The following is a 14,700-nucleotide window of genomic DNA, read 5'->3' on the forward strand; positions in this document are numbered from 1 at the left end:
CTCGGTATCTAAGCGCTTGCTCAGGTTCCGGGTAGGGTGTGACCCTGACAATGGAACGGCTGGGAGGAGCACGCGATGAGTGCGGAGGCGGCAACGGGCGAAGCCTGGGGCGACATCACCCCCGACGCCGCCCGGCGGCTGGTGACCGCCGCGGTCCAGGCGTTCGCCGAACGCGGCTACCACGCCACCACCACCCGCGACATCGCGGGCCGGGCCGGTATGAGCCCGGCGGCGCTCTACATCCACTACAAGACCAAGGAAGAGCTGCTCTACCAGATCAGCAAGGTCGGCCACCAGCGGTCGCTGGCCATGCTGACCGAGGCCCGGGACGCCGAGGGCACCGCGGCCGAGCGGCTGGCCGGCGCGGTGCGGGTCTTCGTGCGCTGGCACGCCGAGCACCACACCACCGGCCGCGTGGTGCAGTACGAGCTGGGCGCGCTGGCGCCCGAGCACTACACCGAGATCGTGGGCCTGCGCCGGCAGAGCGAGGAGGCGATCCGGTCGATCATCGGGGACGGGGTGGCCGACGGCGAGTTCGACGTCCCCGACGTGTCCGGGACCACCCTCGCCGTGCTGTCGCTGTGCATCGACGTGGCCCGCTGGTTCAACCCGGACGGCCGAAGGACGCCGGACGAGGTCGGCGCGCTGTACGCCGACCTCGTGCTGCGGATGGTGCGGCAGGCGGGCTGAGCCCCCGCGACGGCTCCGCGGTGTCCGGCCGGGGAGTGCGGGCCGCGAGAGGCGGGAGCCGTCAGAGGTAGAAGCGGGCGACCGTCTCCGCGACGCAGACCGGTTTGTCGCCGCCCTCGCGCTCGATCGTCACCCGGGTCACCAGCTGCACCCCGCCGCCGACCTCGGTCACCTCGGCCACCACGGCGGTCGCCCGCAGGCGCGAGCCCACTGGCACCGGGGCGGGGAAACGCACCTTGTTCACGCCGTAGTTGACACCCATCTTCACGCCCTCGACCCGCAGCAGCTGCGGGGTCAGCGAAGGGATCAGGGACAGGGTGAGGTAGCCGTGCGCGATGGTGGTGCCGAACGGGCCGGCCGCCGCGCGCTCGGGGTCGACGTGGATCCACTGGTGGTCCCCGGTCGCCTCGGCGAACTGGTCGATCCGCTTCTGCTCGACCTCCAGCCACTCGGTCCAGCCCAGCTGCTCGCCGACGGCGGCGCGCAGGTCGTCGAGCGAGGCGAAGACGCGGGGCTGCTGCGGCACGGCCTGCGACATGGGGGCTCCTCCGGGGTCTGGTTTCCAAGCGCTTGCTCAGCTCGGCTGCCCGCTCAGCATGGTTCCGGGTGGCCGTGCGTGTCAACGCGGCGCGGAGCGGCGCGGTGACGCACCGGGCGAAGGCCCCGGCGTCGGCTCGGCGCTCGGTCCGGCGACGGGTCGGCCCCGTGCGCAGGGCGAGGCCGTCCCCCCTCCCCCTAGTGCCACACCTCAGGGTGCCGTTCCGCCCACGGCCGGGCCTGCTCCAGCTGCGCGGACAGCGAGATCAGCGTCGCCTCGTCGCCGTACCGCCCGCCCAGCATGACGCCGATCGGCAGCCCCTGCGGGGTCCAGTGCAGCGGCACGCTGACCGCCGGCTGGCCGGTCGCGTTGTAGAGCGGGGTGAACGGCGTGAAATGCGCCAGACCGTCGAACTCGGCCGCCGGGTCCTCGTCGTGGCGCAGCGCGCCGATCGGCGCCGGGGGCTGGGCGAGCGTAGGGGACAGGATCACGTCGTACGTGCCGAGCAGGGCGTCGGCGATCAGCTGGCCGAGCGCGCGGAACCCGTACAGCGCGTTGGCGAAGCCCGGGCCGGTCGTCGCGCCGCCCAGCGCGCGCAGGTGGCGGGTCAGCGGCATCAGCCGCTCCTCGTCCTGCGGTGCGACCGGCCACACCGTCGCCATCACCGCCCACACCGTGCCGAACGCGTCCCGCACCGAATCGTCCACCGGCAGCGCCAACTCGTCGACCTGGTGGCCGAGGTCGCGGAGCAGCGCGACCGCCGCGTCGTGCGCGGCCCGGCAGTCGGGGTGCAACTCCACTCCGGGGACCGGCGGTTCGGGCAGCGCCACCACCTTCAGGGCCCCGGGCTCGCGCCGGGCGCAGGCGGAGAAGGTCTCACCGGGCGGCAGCGAGGGCGCACCGTAGGGGCTGCCCGGCATGGGGCCGGCGAGGACGTCGAGCAGCGCCGCGGCGTCGGCGACCGTGCGGGCGATCGGCCCGGAGGTGCTGAGCCCGCTGACGTCGTGCTGGATCGGGCCGGAACTGACCCTGCCGCGGCTGGGCTTGATGCCGAACAGCCCGCACACCGAGGAGGGGATGCGGATCGAGCCGCCGCCGTCGCTGCCCTGGGCGAGCGGCGCGAGGCCGCCGGCCACCGCGGCCGCCGCGCCGCCGCTCGATCCGCCCGCGGAGCGTTCCAGGTCCCAGGGGGTGCGGGCGGGCGGCGCGAGCCGGTTCTCGGTGTAGCAGGGCAGGCCGAACTCGGGGGTGTTGGTCTTGCCGAGCAGGACGGTGCCGGCGGCGCGCAGCCGGGTCACCACGTGGTCGTCGGTGTCCGGCACATGGTCGGCGTAGGCCGCGGAACCCAGCGTGCAGCGCACGCCGGCCACGAAGTTGAGGTCCTTGACCGGGACCGGCACGCCGTGCAGCGGCGACAGCTCCCGGCCCTCGCGGCGGGCCGTGAGCGCCTGCGCCTCGGCGTCCGCGGCCTGCTTGCGCGCGATCTCCGGCGTCACGGTGACGAACGCGCCCAGCGCGGCGTCCAGCCGGTCGATCCGGGCCAGGTAGTGCTCGGTGAGCTCGACCGGCGAGAGCGAGCCGTCCCTGATCGCCGCGCCCTGCTCCACCGCCGTCAGATCGTGCAACTCGCCCATGGCCGTCCCTTCGCCGCAGTGCGCCGTGCGTTCGGCGCGATCCTCGCACTACCCGCCGGTAACCGCCAGACCCCGGGACGCGGCGAGGGGCCCGGGGAAAAGTTGACGTATGTTCATCTTCCGGGGTCGCTGTACCGGCGGTAACCTCCGCCCACCGGCATCCGGAAGGAGCAGACATGCCGCTGCGGACCCCACGACGGATCGGCACGCTGAGAACGGCCACGGTGGCCGCCCTCCTGGCAGTGGGCGCGACCCTGGTCGCCCCCGTGCCAATGGCGGCGCACGCCGCCGACCCCACCAACGACTACTGCGCCAGCCAGTGCGCGGACATCCTGCCGCCCGGCGAGAACGGCAACGCCACCCTCGCCGACATCCTCGCCAACAAGGTGCTCGGCACCCGTCCCGCCCACACCATGGACCAGCTCGGCCCGTACTCCTCGCTGGCCTCGGGCTACCAGAACCTCACCGACGCGACGATCACGAACTTCTTCAACAACTCCTCCTTCGGAGTGCCCTCGAACCAGGTCGCCTCGGTGGAGAGCCCGCGCTCGGACGTCACCATCACCCGCGACAAGGCCACCGGAGTCCCCCACATCCAGGGCAGCACCCGCTCCGGCACCGAGTTCGGCGCGGGCTACGCGGCCGGTGAGGACCGGCTGTGGCTGATGGACCTGTTCCGGCACGTCGGCCGGGGCGAGCTGTCCTCGTTCGCCGGCGGCGCGGCCGCCAACCGCGGCCTGGAGCAGGAGTTCTGGCGGCAGGCCCCCTACACCGAGGCCGACCTGCAGTCGCAGGTCGACTGGCTGTCCACCCAGGGCGGGGCCCGCGGCCAGCAGGCGCTCGCCGACGCGCAGGCGTACGTCGACGGCATCAACGCCTACATCACCGCGTCCAAGAACGGCCGGTACTTCCCCGGCGAGTACGTGCTCACCGGGCACGTGGACGCCATTACCAACGCCGGGACGATCCAGCCGTTCCAGCTCACCGACCTGATCGCGCTCGCCTCGGTGATCGGCGCGCTGTTCGGCACCGGCGGCGGGGGAGAGGTGCAGTCCGCGCTGTCGCTGCTCTCCGCCCAGCAGAAGTACGGCGTCGACCAGGGCACGAAGGTCTGGGAGGCGTTCCGGGAACGCGACGACCCCGAGGCGGTCTCCACCGTCCACGACGGCAGCTCGTTCCCGTACGCGGGCAAGCCGGCGAACCCGCAGGGGGAGGCACTGCCCGACCCCGGCTCCGTGGTGCCCGAGCCCCTGGTCTACGACGCGACCGGCGGTGCCACCCAGGCCGCCACCAAGAGCCAGGGCGTGCTCCCGTCGAACCTGTTCTCCACGCCGCGCAAGGGCATGTCCAACGCGCTGCTGGTCAGCGGCGCGCACACCGCGAGCGGCCATCCGGTCGCCGTGTTCGGCCCGCAGACCGGCTACTTCGCGCCGCAGCTGCTGATGCTCCAGGAGCTGCAGGGCCCCGGCATCAGCGCCCGCGGCGCGTCCTTCGCGGGCCTGGGCATGTACGTCGAACTCGGCCGCGGCCAGGACTACGCCTGGAGCGCGACGTCCGCGTCGCAGGACGTCACCGACACCTACGCGGTCGAGCTGTGCCAGGACTCCACGCACTACCTGTACCACGGCAGTTGCGTGCCGATGGAGAAGCTGGAGCGGACCAACTCCTGGAAGCCCACGACCGCCGACTCCACGCCGGCCGGCTCCTACCGCATGCAGGTGTGGCGCACGGCGTACGGGCCGGTGGAGTACCGGGCCACGGTGGGCGGCAAGGCGGTCGCCTACACGCAACTGCGCAGCTCCTACCGGCACGAGGCCGACTCCATCCTCGGCTTCCAGGAGCTGAACGACCCCGGCTTCGTCCACGACGCCGCCTCGTTCCAGCGGGCGGTGCAGGACATCAACTACACCTTCAACTGGTTCTACGCCGACTCCCGGCAGACCGCGTACTACAACAGCGGCACCAACCCGGTGCGGGCGCCGGGCGTCGACCCGTCGTTCCCGGTCTGGGCGCAGGCCGCCTACGACTGGCGCGGCTGGGACCCGACGTACAACACCGCTGACTACACGCCGTCCTCGCAGCACCCGCAGTCGATCGACCAGGACTACTACGTCAGCTGGAACAACAAGCAGGCCCCGGGCTACACCGCGGCCGGCTTCGGCGACGGCTCGGTGCACCGCGGCAACCTGCTCGACGCGCGGGTCAAGGCCCTCGTGCAGCAGGGCGGCGTCACCAGGTCGGCCCTGGTCAAGGCGATGGAGGACGCGGCGGTCACCGACCTGCGCGGCGAGGACGTGCTGCCCGAGCTGCTGCAGATCATCGGCACCGCCCCGGTCACCGACCCGCAGGAGGCCACCGCCGTCCAGCAGTTGACCGCCTGGGGTCAGGCCGGCGCCAAGCGGCGCGAGACGTCGGCCGGTTCGCACACCTACGCCGACGCGGACGCGGTCCGGGTGATGGACGCCTGGTGGCCGCTTCTGATCCAGGGCGAGTTCACGCCCGGCCTGGGCAGCGACCTGTACACCGCGCTGACCGCCGACCTGGCCGTCGACGAGTCGCCGTCGGCGGGCCACGGGCCCACCGGATCGCACGCCGGCAGCTCGTTCCAGTACGGCTGGTGGTCCTACGCGGACAAGGACCTGCGCGCGGTGCTCGGCAAGCAGGTGCAGGGTCCGCTCGCCCAGGAGTACTGCGGCGGCGGGCAGTTGTCCGCCTGCCGCGACATCCTGCTGTCCACGCTCAAGCAGGCCGCGGCCGTCCCGGCGAACACCGTCTACCCCGGTGACGACGGCGGCTGCTCGGCCGGCGACCAGTGGTGCGCCGACTCGATCGTGCAGCGGCCGCTCGGCGGTGTCACCGACGACCGGATCAGCTGGCAGAACCGGCCCACCTTCCAGCAGGTCGTGGAGTTCCCCGCACACCGTTGACCGGTCTGGTCCCTGACCGGTGGCGGAGACGACAGCGCGCCGGCCGGGTGCCCGGATCCCCTCCGGGTGCCCGGCCGGCGGCAGCCCGGGCGTCAGCCCTTCGACGCGCGCAGCACCAGCCGTGCCAGTTCCTCGTGGCAGATGTCGCTGTGCGCGCCGGACGGCGGCCCGCCCGAGCACACCACGGCCGACGCGTCCACGCTCACGCAGCCGCCGCCGGGGAACGGCCCGGCCAGCGCGGCGGCCAGCGTCAGCGCCGGAGTGCCGTCCAGCGCCTGGAAGCCGTCGTGGCCCATCGCGCCCCAGCGGTCGCCGAAGCCCAGCAGCGACTCGTCCTCCCCGGCGATCCGGGAGGCCAGCGGGTAGAACACCCCGAGGGCCTGGTCGTGGCTGGAGTGGGCGGCCACCAGCGGCCCGGTGACGCGCTGCTGCATCCCGTGCAGCGCGCCGCCACGGGCGTCGAAGGGCAGCGGTCCGCTGAAGGCGTAGTGCGAGAAGGCGCCCTGGAGCAACGTCACCGAACCGACCCGCACACCCGGGGGCAGCCCGCGCAGCGCGAAGGACACCAGCCGCGCCCCGAAGCTGTGCCCCACCAGGTGCACCCGCACCCCGGGCGCCGCCGCGGCCAACTGCCCCAGGAACGCGCCGAGTCCCTGCTCGCCGACGGTGCCCGCTCGGCGCTTCATCGCGTAGTACGTCGCCTGCCGCAGCAGTTCCTTCGCGCCGTCCCACACCCGCTTGCCCAGCCCGCCCAGGATCGCCTCGCCCTGCGCAGGGGCGACCGGGCAGCCGGCCTGATCGAGCGCGTCGGCCAGCAGATCGCACATCGCGGCCGGATCGCCGGCCAGCAGCTGCGGTGCGGCCGCCGCGCCGTCGGACGCCATGTCCTGGGCGGCGGCCGCCGTGCCCGCGGGCGCCGCCGTACCCGTCAACTGCCGTACCGCCGCGGCGAACTCGGCCAGCCGCTCGGGCTCCGGGGGCCGCTCGGCGAGCAGTTCCGCGATCCGCGCGATCAGGGCGTCACTGCCGGGGAAGACGGCGGCCAGCGCCGCCCGCGTGCCCGGGTCCAGGCCCGGGCCGGCCCCCGCTGCCGCGGCCGGCCCGTCCGGGGCGCCCGGTGCGGGGGCGGCGAGCGAAGCGACGGCGGTGTGCGGGAAGTCCGGGATCGGCTCGTCGCTGAACCGCATCGACGGCCAGTGCACCCCCGCGTAGCCGAACCGGGCCTTGGGAGCCGCGGCGACCAGTCCCGGGAAGGGCGCGTAGAAGCGGTCGTAGAGGGCGTTGGCGGTGGACAGGTCGTTGTTCCAGCCGTGCGAGAACACGACCAGGTCGGTGAGGGCGCGGGCACCGGCGAGCAGCGCGTCGCGCTGCGCGGGATCGGGATCGCCGTCCGCGTCGAAGGTCACGTCCCAGTACGGCTGCACGCTGGTCACCCTCGTCACGCCCGACATGCCGGCCTCGGCGTCCACAGCCACGGTTCCCCCTCGAAACGCGCCGCGCCCCCCACCGGAGCGCCGCGATTGTCCGCTCTGCGCGCATCATCCTCAAGGGCCGGGTTCGCGTCCATCCCCCGGGTAGGTGAATACGCAGCAGCTACGTCACGGGAGGCGCGGCGGTGCGGGTTCGGGGCGCGGCTCGGCGGCGTGGTTCCCTGGGCGCACCGCGTGCACCGGCTGGGCCGCGCTGCGGATTCCGGCCCTTCCGCCAGATTGACCGACCGCTTAGTATGCGGGCGTAGGCGGAACCGTGCACCTCGCGCGAGCCGCTCCGGGAACGCCCCGCGGCCGACCCGGAGGCGCGTGCCGGCCGCCCGGAACGGACGCCGAGTCGAAGGAGACACGTCGTGGTCGTGGAAGCGCTGCGGGACGCCCGGGTGGTCGTCACCGGGGCGGGCGGCGGCATCGGAGCCGCACTCGCCCGCCGATTCGCCGCCGAGGGCGCCCGGGTCGTCGTCAACGACCTCGACGCGGACGCCGCCCGCAAGGTGGCCGACGAGATCGGCGCCGCGGTGGTGGCCGGCGACGCGTCCGGCATCGTGCCCGCCGCCCGCACCGCGCTCGGCGGCGGCATCGACGTGTTCTGCGCCAACGCCGGGGTCGGCACCGGCGGCGGCCCCGAAGCCGACGACGCCGCATGGGAACTGGCCTGGGACGTCAACGTGATGGCGCACGTGCGCGCCGCCCGGGCGCTGCTGCCGGAGTGGCTGGAGCGCGGCCGGGGCCGCTTCGTGTCCACCGTCTCCGCGGCCGGACTGCTCACCATGATCGGCGCCGCGCCCTACTCGGTGACCAAGCACGGCGCGCTCGCCTTCGCCGAGTGGCTGTCGCTGACCTACCGCCACCGCGGGGTGCGGGTGCACGCGGTGTGCCCGCAGGGCGTGCGCACCGCGATGCTGCGCTCCACCGGCCCCGCAGGCGACCTGGTGCTGACCCCGGGGGCCATCGAGCCCGAGGATGTCGCCGAGGCCGTCATGCGGGGCATCGCGGACGACCGCTTCCTGATCCTGCCGCACCCCGAGGTCGCCGGGTACTCCGCGGCCCGCGCCGCGGAACCGGAACGCTGGCTCCGCGGCATGAACAAGCTGCAGCGCAGTTACGAGGGGCTGCTGGCGCAGCAGGCCGCCGGTGGTGCCGGTGGCCGTTCCGGCGCCGGCACGACCACCGGCACCACCGGCGGCGAGGGAGGGCGGCAGGCATGACCACCTCCGCGGACCGGCCCTGGCTCCGGCACTTCACCGAGGAGCAGCGGAAGGACGTCGAGCACCCGCCGTCCGTCCTGCGCGGCTTCCTCGCCGCCGCAGAGCAGATCCCCGACCACCCCGCCCTGCGCTATTTCGACGGCGCCCTGACCTACCGGGACCTCGACACCCTCTCCGACGGTCTGGCCCGGCGCCTCGCCGCGCGCGGCTTCGCCCCCGGCGACCGGCTCGCGGTGATGCTGCAGAACGTGCCGCAGTTCGTCGTCGCCCTGTTCGCCGCCTGGCGGGCCGGCGGCGCCGTCGTCCCGGTCAACCCGATGTACAAGCAGGGCGAGCTGGCGCACATCCTCGACGACGCCGGCGCCGCGGCGATCGTCTGCTCGGAGGCCGCCTGGGACGGCTACGTGCGCGACACCGCGGCCGGCTCGCCGGTGCGGATCGCGCTGACGGCGAGCGAGTTCGACCTGCAGACCCGCGACGACCCGCGGGTGCTGACCGGCGTGCGCCGGCCCGCCGACGACGCCGAGGACCTGCTGGCCGCCGCACGCGCGGGCGGCCCGGAACTCGCGGTCGCGCCGCCCGCCGCCGGCGACACCGCGCTGATCAGCTACACCTCGGGGACCAGCGGGCGGCCCAAGGGCGCGCTCAACACCCACGGCAACCTCTCCTTCAACGCCCACCGCCAGGTGCGGGTCCAGGAGCTGGGCGAGGACGCGGTGGTCTTCGCGCTGGCGCCGCTGTTCCACATCACCGGGATGGTCTGCCAGCTGTCCGCGGCCCTGGTGGGCGGCCACACCCTGGCGCTGACGTACCGCTTCGAGCCCGGCGTGGTGCTGGACGCCTTCCGCGAGTACCGGCCCGCCTACACCGTCGGCCCGTCCACCGCTTTCATGGCGCTGCTCGCCAGGCCCGACGCGGCCGCCGCTGACTTCGCGTCGTTCCGGCTGATCTCCTCGGGCGGCGCCCCGCTGCCGCCGGCGGTCGTGGAGGCGTTCCGGGCCCGCACCGGCGGGCTGTACCTGGCCAACGGCTACGGGCTCACCGAGTGCACCGCGCCGTGCGCCAGCGTCCCGCCGGGCAGCGAGGCCCCCGTCGACCCGGACTCGGGCACCCTGGCCGTCGGCGTGCCCGGCCCCGGCACCATGGTCCGCATCCTCGACGACGCGGGCACCGAGGTGCCCTTCGGCACCCCGGGCGAGATCGCGGTCAGCGGGCCGATGGTCGTGCCCGGCTACTGGAACCGCCCCGAGGAGTCGCGGGCCGCGCTGCCCGGCGGTGAACTGCTCACCGGCGACGTCGGGTTCATGGACGAGGACGGCTGGCTCTACGTCGTGGACCGCAAGAAGGACATGATCAACGCGTCCGGCTTCAAGGTGTGGCCGCGCGAGGTCGAGGACGTCCTCTACACCCACCCGGCGATACGCGAGGCCGCGGTCGTCGGCGTCCCCGACGCGTACCGCGGCGAGACGGTCAAGGCGTACGTGAGCCTGCGGCCCGGGGCCGACGCGGACCCGGCGGCGATCGTGGCGTACTGCAGGGAGCGGCTCGCCGCCTACAAGTACCCGCGGGAGGTCGAGGTGCTCGGCGAGCTGCCGAAGACCGCGACCGGCAAGATCCTCCGACGCGAACTGAGGACGACGGCCGGATAGGGTCCATACCGGTCGGAACGCCGGCGGGCACGGAACCGGCGGGCAGGAAGAGAGGGCAGGCCATGGCACGCAGCGCGACGGGCGGGAGCAGCGGTACGACGGGGGCCGGCGCCGGCGCCGCCGTCCCCGAGCGGCTGCTCGCCGAGGCGACCCGGCTCTTCGCCGAGCGCGGTTACGACCGCACCTCCGTGCAGGAGATCGTCGAGGCGGCCGGCGTCACCAAGGGCGCCCTCTACCACTACTTCGGCTCCAAGGACGACCTGCTGCACGAGATCTACGGGCGGGTGCTGCGGCTGCAGACCGAGCGCCTGGACGCGATCGCCGGGCGCGGCACCGACGTGCGCGGCCGGCTCGCCGAGGCCGCCGCGGACGTGGTGGTCACCAGCATCCAGAACCTGGACGACACCAAGATCTTCTTCCGTTCCATGCACCAGCTCAGCCCGGAGAAGCAGAAGGCGGTGCGGGCCGAACGCCGCCGCTACCACGAGACGTTCCGCTCGCTGATCGAGGAGGGGCAGCGCGACGGCCAGTTCCGGCCGGAGCTGCGGGCCGACCTCGTCGTGGACTTCTTCTTCGGCTCGGTGCACCACCTCGGCACCTGGTACCACGCGGACGGCCCGCTGTCCGCGGAACAGGTCGCCTCCGAGTTCTCCGACCTGCTGCTGCACTCGGTGCAACAGCCCTGAACCTCCTGGGAGTTCCGACGTGAAGGCATGGCGCGTGCACGAGAACGGGGAGCCGCGCGAGGTGATGCGCCTCGACGACATCCCGACCCCCGAGCCGGGACCGGGACAGGTGCTGCTGCGGGTCCGCGCCGCCAACGTGAACTTCCCCGACGCCATGCTGTGCCGCGGCGAGTACCAGGTGCGGCCGCCGCTGCCGTTCACGCCGGGCGTGGAGCTGTGCGGGGAGGTCGCCGCACTCGGTGACGGGGTCACCGGCCTGGACACCGGGACCCGGGTGATCAGCCCGGCCGCGCTGCCCGGCGGCGCGTTCGCCGAGTACGCCGTGGTGCCCGCAGCCGGCGTGCTGCCGGCTCCCGAGGCGCTCGACGACGCGGAGGCCGCGGCCCTCCACATCGGCTACCAGACCGGCTGGTTCGGGCTGCACCGCAGGGCCGGGCTGCGGCCCGGCGAGACGCTGCTGGTGCATGCCGCGGCCGGCGGGGTCGGCAGTGCCGCCGTCCAGCTCGGCAAGGCCGCCGGGGCGACGGTCATCGGCGTGGTCGGCGGGCCCGAGAAGGCCGAGGCGGCGCGGGAACTGGGCGCGGACATCGTGGTGGACCGCCACCGCGAGGACTTCGTGCCGGTCGTCAAGGAGGCGACCTCGGGGCGGGGCGCGAACGTCGTGTACGACCCGGTGGGCGGCGAGGCGTACACCCGCTCCACCAAGTGCGTCGCCTTCGAGGGGCGGATCGTGGTCGTCGGGTTCGCCGGCGGGACGATTCCCGCGCCCGGGCTCAACCATGCGCTGGTGAAGAACTACTCGATTCTCGGGTTGCACTGGGGGCTCTACAACAGCCACGACCCGGTGGCTGTGGGCCACGCCCACGACGAACTGTGCAGGCTGGCGGGCGAGGGGCTGGTGCGGCCTCTCGTCAGTGAGAGGGTTCCCTTCTCCGGCGCTGCCGGGGCTGTTCAGCGGGTTGCCGATGGTCGCTCCATCGGCCGCCTCGTCCTCACCCCCTGATCCCCTCCCTCCGGGCTGGTCCCACCCCCGAACGGACGGCGTTCCCCCGTGAACGGTCGGCCCTCTGCCCTGCGGGCTGCATCCACCCGTGAACGGACAAAGGGCAACCATCAGGGGCGCGGGGTCCCCCAGGGCTGCGCCTGGGAGGTGCCCCCAGCGCGCTCAGCCCACCGCCGGCCGGTGGTCCGGGACGGACCGAACTGCCCCTTCGGGGCGGTTGGCGGAGTGCGGCGCCGCGCTGGCTGGTCGCGCAGTTCCCCGCGCCCCTGGCGGTGCACGTTCGGTGGGTGGGGTCGGGGCCGCCCCCCGTCTGCGGGAAGAATGCGGACGGGGGTCACCCATAGGGGCGCGGGGTCCCCCAGCGCTTCGCCTGGGAGGTACCCCCAGCGCGACAAGCCACAGCGGCGCGGCACCCGGCAACGTAGGCCCGGGGGCACCCCGGACCCCCGCCCCGGAGGGGCGATGCTCCCAGGAGCGCGGGGAGGGGCAACCCCGGCCCGGGGAGGGCGAACCCCGGCCCGGGGAGGGCGAACCCTGGGTCGGGGGGGGAGCCGTCAGGCGTGGGAGCGGAGCTCGCGCCGAGCGAGCGAACGCTTGTGGACCTCGTCGGGGCCGTCGGCGAGCCGCAGGGTGCGGGCCGCGGCCCACAGGTGGGCCAGGGGGAAGTCCTGGCCCACCCCACCCGCGCCGTGCGCCTGGATCGCCCGGTCCACGATCCGCTGCACCCCCGCCGGCGTCGCGATCTTGATCGCCTGGATCTCCGTGTGTGCCCCCTGGTTGCCCACCGTGTCCATCAGCCAGGCCGTCTTGAGGACGAGCAGCCGCAACTGCTCGATCTCCACGCGTGATTCGGCGATCCACTCCTGGACCACGCCCTGCGCGGCCAGCGGCTTGCCGAACGCGGTCCGTGCCGTGACCCGGCGGCACATCAGCTCCAGGGCCCGCTCGGCCATGCCGATCAGCCGCATGCAGTGGTGGATGCGGCCCGGGCCCAACCGGGCCTGGGCGATGGCGAACCCGCCGCCCTCCTCGCCGATGAGGTTCTCCGCGGGGACCCGCACGTCGTGGAAGACCACCTCGGCGTGACCGCCGTGGTCGCCGTCGTCGTAGCCGAACACCCGCATGCCGCGCCGTACTTCGAGCCCCGGGGTGTCCCGGGGGACGAGGATCTGGCTCTGCTGGCGGTGCCGTTCGGCGTCCGGATCGGTCTTGCCCATCACGATGAACACCGCGCACTTGGGGTTCATCGCCCCGGAGATGTACCACTTGCGGCCGTTGATGACGTAGGAGTCGCCGTCGCGCCGGATGCGGGTCGCGATGTTGGTCGCGTCCGAGGAGGCGACGTCCGGCTCGGTCATGGCGAACGCCGACCTGATCTCGCCGGCCAGCAGCGGCTCCAGCCACTCCTTGCGCTGGGCGGGCGTGCCGAACTCGGCGAGCACCTCCATGTTCCCGGTGTCCGGGGCCGCGCAGTTGAGGGCGGGCGGGGCCAGGTGCGGGCTGCGGCCGGTGAGTTCGGCCAGCGGCGCGTACTGGAGGTTCGTCAGCCCGGCGCCGTGCTCGCCGGGGAGGAAGAGGTTCCACAGGCCCTGCCGGCGGGCCTCGGCCTTGAGCTCCTCGACCACCGGCGGGGCGCCCCAGCGCGCGTCGCCGGTGGCCTCCTCGCGCTGCGCGTCGAAGACCGCCTCCGCGGGGTACACGTGCTCGTCCAGGAACGCGCGCAGCCGCTCCTGCAGCTCCACGGTCGTGCGGTCGAAGTCGAAGTCCATGGCGGTCAGCCCTCCTGCGGGTGCTGCGGTCGGACGTCCTGGAGTTTGCGCAGGCCGCGGTCGATGAAGACCGGGACGACGGCGCCGATCCGGTCGAAGCCGGGCCCGAGCGTCTGGCCGAGGGTCCAGCGGTAGTGGATGCCCTCGAGGATCACGGCGAGCTTGAAGTAGGCGAAGGAGGTGTACCAGTCGACGGCGGACACGTCCCGGCCGGAGCGCCGGGCGTAGCGCTCGACGACCTCCGCGGGGCTCGGGTGGCCGGGCGCGCCGCTGGGGGTGGGGACGGGGAAGTCCGGGATGTCGTGCTGCTCGCCGTACATCACGAGCAGGCCGACGTCGGTGAGCGGGTCGCCGAGGGTGGACATCTCCCAGTCCAGTACGGCGGTCAGCCGGTCGCCCTCGTCGAACAGGACGTTGTCCAGGCGGTAGTCGCCGTGCACGATCGCCGGCGCGGGGGAGACCGGCATGGCCCGCCCGAGCGCGGCGTGCAGCTCGTCGATGCCCGGCAGGTCGCGGCTGCGGGAGGCGTCCAGCTGCTTGCCCCAGCGGCGCAGCTGCCGGTCGAGGAAGCCCTCGGGCCGGCCGAAGTCCGCGAGCCCGACCTCGGCGGGGTCCACGGCGTGCAGGTCGACCAGGGTGTCGACGAGGGTGAAGGCGACGTCCCGGGTGCGCTCCGGGCCGAGGGCCGCCAGCTGCCGCTCGGTGCGGTAGGGCGTGCCGGGCACGCACTCCATGACGTAGAAGGGGGCGCCGATCACCTCGGGGTCCTCGCAGAGCAGCAGCGTGCCCGGCACCGGCACCGGCGTCGGGGCGAGGGCGCTGATCACCGTGTGCTCGCGGGCCATGTCGTGCGCGGTGGCCAGCACATGGCCGAGCGGGGGGCGTCTGACCACCCAGTCCGTGACGCCGTCGGTGACACGGTAGGTGAGGTTGGACCGGCCGCCCTCGATGCGCCCGGCCCGCAGCTCGCCGGACACCAGGCCGGGCCGTTCGCGGTCGAGGTGCTGTCGCAGCCGGCCCAGGTCCAGACCCCGCGGGGTGTCGGTATCGCTCATGCGGAAATCGTACCGACTGGTCGGTATGCCGTCCAGTTCCCCCGGCGGGGC

At 73.9% G+C, this 14,700-nt stretch carries 11 protein-coding genes; 6 read left to right on the top strand and 5 right to left on the bottom strand.

Annotation, left to right across the window (positions count from 1 at the left end; all coding sequences use genetic code 11):
* Positions 1–75 precede the first annotated feature (75 nt).
* Positions 76–690: a TetR/AcrR family transcriptional regulator gene (locus tag ACH4TG_RS29780; RefSeq protein ID WP_398245653.1), complete on the top strand. Its 615-nt coding sequence runs from the start codon at positions 76–78 to the stop codon at positions 688–690.
* Positions 691–751: 61 nt separating this feature from the next.
* Here ACH4TG_RS29780 and ACH4TG_RS29785 read toward each other — a convergent pair whose 3' ends face one another.
* Both ACH4TG_RS29785 and ACH4TG_RS29790 read right to left on the bottom strand, forming a co-directional pair.
* Entirely contained in the window at positions 752–1,228 is a 477-nt protein-coding gene (locus ACH4TG_RS29785) for a MaoC family dehydratase (protein WP_398245654.1), read from the bottom strand.
* 197 nt (positions 1,229–1,425) lie between these two features.
* Positions 1,426–2,862 carry an amidase gene (locus tag ACH4TG_RS29790; protein WP_398245655.1) on the bottom strand — a complete coding sequence of 479 codons (1,437 nt, stop codon included), beginning with the start codon at positions 2,860–2,862 and terminating at the stop codon, positions 1,426–1,428.
* Between the two features lie 176 nt (positions 2,863–3,038).
* Here ACH4TG_RS29790 and ACH4TG_RS29795 point away from each other — a divergent pair, with 176 nt between their 5' ends.
* Positions 3,039–5,789, top strand: coding sequence for a penicillin acylase family protein (locus ACH4TG_RS29795; protein WP_398245656.1), 2,751 nt, complete (start codon positions 3,039–3,041; stop codon positions 5,787–5,789).
* A gap of 92 nt (positions 5,790–5,881) precedes the next feature.
* Here the strand turns inward: ACH4TG_RS29795 and ACH4TG_RS29800 are convergent, their stop codons facing one another.
* Positions 5,882–7,240: a serine-threonine protein kinase gene (locus ACH4TG_RS29800; protein ID WP_398245763.1), complete on the bottom strand. Its 1,359-nt coding sequence runs from the start codon at positions 7,238–7,240 to the stop codon at positions 5,882–5,884.
* A gap of 398 nt (positions 7,241–7,638) precedes the next feature.
* Here ACH4TG_RS29800 and ACH4TG_RS29805 point away from each other — a divergent pair, with 398 nt between their 5' ends.
* The 4 genes from ACH4TG_RS29805 (at position 7,639) to ACH4TG_RS29820 (ending at position 11,825) form a co-directional block, all read left to right on the top strand.
* Entirely contained in the window at positions 7,639–8,487 is an 849-nt protein-coding gene (locus ACH4TG_RS29805; RefSeq protein WP_398245764.1) for an SDR family oxidoreductase, read from the top strand.
* A complete protein-coding gene (locus ACH4TG_RS29810; protein WP_398245657.1) occupies positions 8,484–10,136 on the top strand; it encodes an AMP-binding protein in 1,653 nt (550 codons plus the stop codon). Before ACH4TG_RS29805 ends, ACH4TG_RS29810 begins: the two co-directional genes overlap by 4 nt.
* 62 nt (positions 10,137–10,198) lie before the next feature.
* A complete protein-coding gene (locus ACH4TG_RS29815; protein WP_398245658.1) occupies positions 10,199–10,822 on the top strand; it encodes a TetR/AcrR family transcriptional regulator in 624 nt (207 codons plus the stop codon).
* Between the two features lie 19 nt (positions 10,823–10,841).
* Positions 10,842–11,825: an NADPH:quinone oxidoreductase family protein gene (locus tag ACH4TG_RS29820; RefSeq protein ID WP_398245659.1), complete on the top strand. Its 984-nt coding sequence runs from the start codon at positions 10,842–10,844 to the stop codon at positions 11,823–11,825.
* A gap of 554 nt (positions 11,826–12,379) precedes the next feature.
* On the opposite strand, the gene ACH4TG_RS29825 is transcribed toward ACH4TG_RS29820, so the two are convergent.
* Together ACH4TG_RS29825 and ACH4TG_RS29830 are read right to left on the bottom strand one after the other, a co-directional pair.
* The gene (locus ACH4TG_RS29825; RefSeq protein ID WP_398245661.1) at positions 12,380–13,594 is read right to left on the bottom strand and encodes an acyl-CoA dehydrogenase family protein; all 1,215 of its coding nucleotides are present in this window, start codon (positions 13,592–13,594) and stop codon (positions 12,380–12,382) included.
* A 5-nt stretch (positions 13,595–13,599) separates the two neighbouring features.
* The gene (locus tag ACH4TG_RS29830; RefSeq protein WP_398245662.1) at positions 13,600–14,649 is read right to left on the bottom strand and encodes a phosphotransferase family protein; all 1,050 of its coding nucleotides are present in this window, start codon (positions 14,647–14,649) and stop codon (positions 13,600–13,602) included.
* Positions 14,650–14,700 lie beyond the last annotated feature (51 nt).

Source organism: Streptomyces sp. NPDC020917, assembly GCF_044333795.1.
Classification (GTDB): Bacteria; Actinomycetota; Actinomycetes; order Streptomycetales; family Streptomycetaceae; genus Actinacidiphila.

Excerpts from the sequence above, each read along its gene's own strand:
- ACH4TG_RS29780 (WP_398245653.1), top strand. The coding sequence starts at position 76 with ATGAGTGCGGAGGCGGCAACGGGCGAAGCCTGGGGCGACATCACCCCC.
- ACH4TG_RS29785 (WP_398245654.1), bottom strand. The coding sequence starts at position 1,228 with ATGTCGCAGGCCGTGCCGCAGCAGCCCCGCGTCTTCGCCTCGCTCGAC.
- ACH4TG_RS29790 (WP_398245655.1), bottom strand. The coding sequence starts at position 2,862 with ATGGGCGAGTTGCACGATCTGACGGCGGTGGAGCAGGGCGCGGCGATC.
- ACH4TG_RS29795 (WP_398245656.1), top strand. The coding sequence starts at position 3,039 with ATGCCGCTGCGGACCCCACGACGGATCGGCACGCTGAGAACGGCCACG.
- ACH4TG_RS29800 (WP_398245763.1), bottom strand. The coding sequence starts at position 7,240 with ATGTCGGGCGTGACGAGGGTGACCAGCGTGCAGCCGTACTGGGACGTG.
- ACH4TG_RS29810 (WP_398245657.1), top strand. The coding sequence starts at position 8,484 with ATGACCACCTCCGCGGACCGGCCCTGGCTCCGGCACTTCACCGAGGAG.
- ACH4TG_RS29815 (WP_398245658.1), top strand. The coding sequence starts at position 10,199 with ATGGCACGCAGCGCGACGGGCGGGAGCAGCGGTACGACGGGGGCCGGC.
- ACH4TG_RS29825 (WP_398245661.1), bottom strand. The coding sequence starts at position 13,594 with ATGGACTTCGACTTCGACCGCACGACCGTGGAGCTGCAGGAGCGGCTG.
- ACH4TG_RS29830 (WP_398245662.1), bottom strand. The coding sequence starts at position 14,649 with ATGAGCGATACCGACACCCCGCGGGGTCTGGACCTGGGCCGGCTGCGA.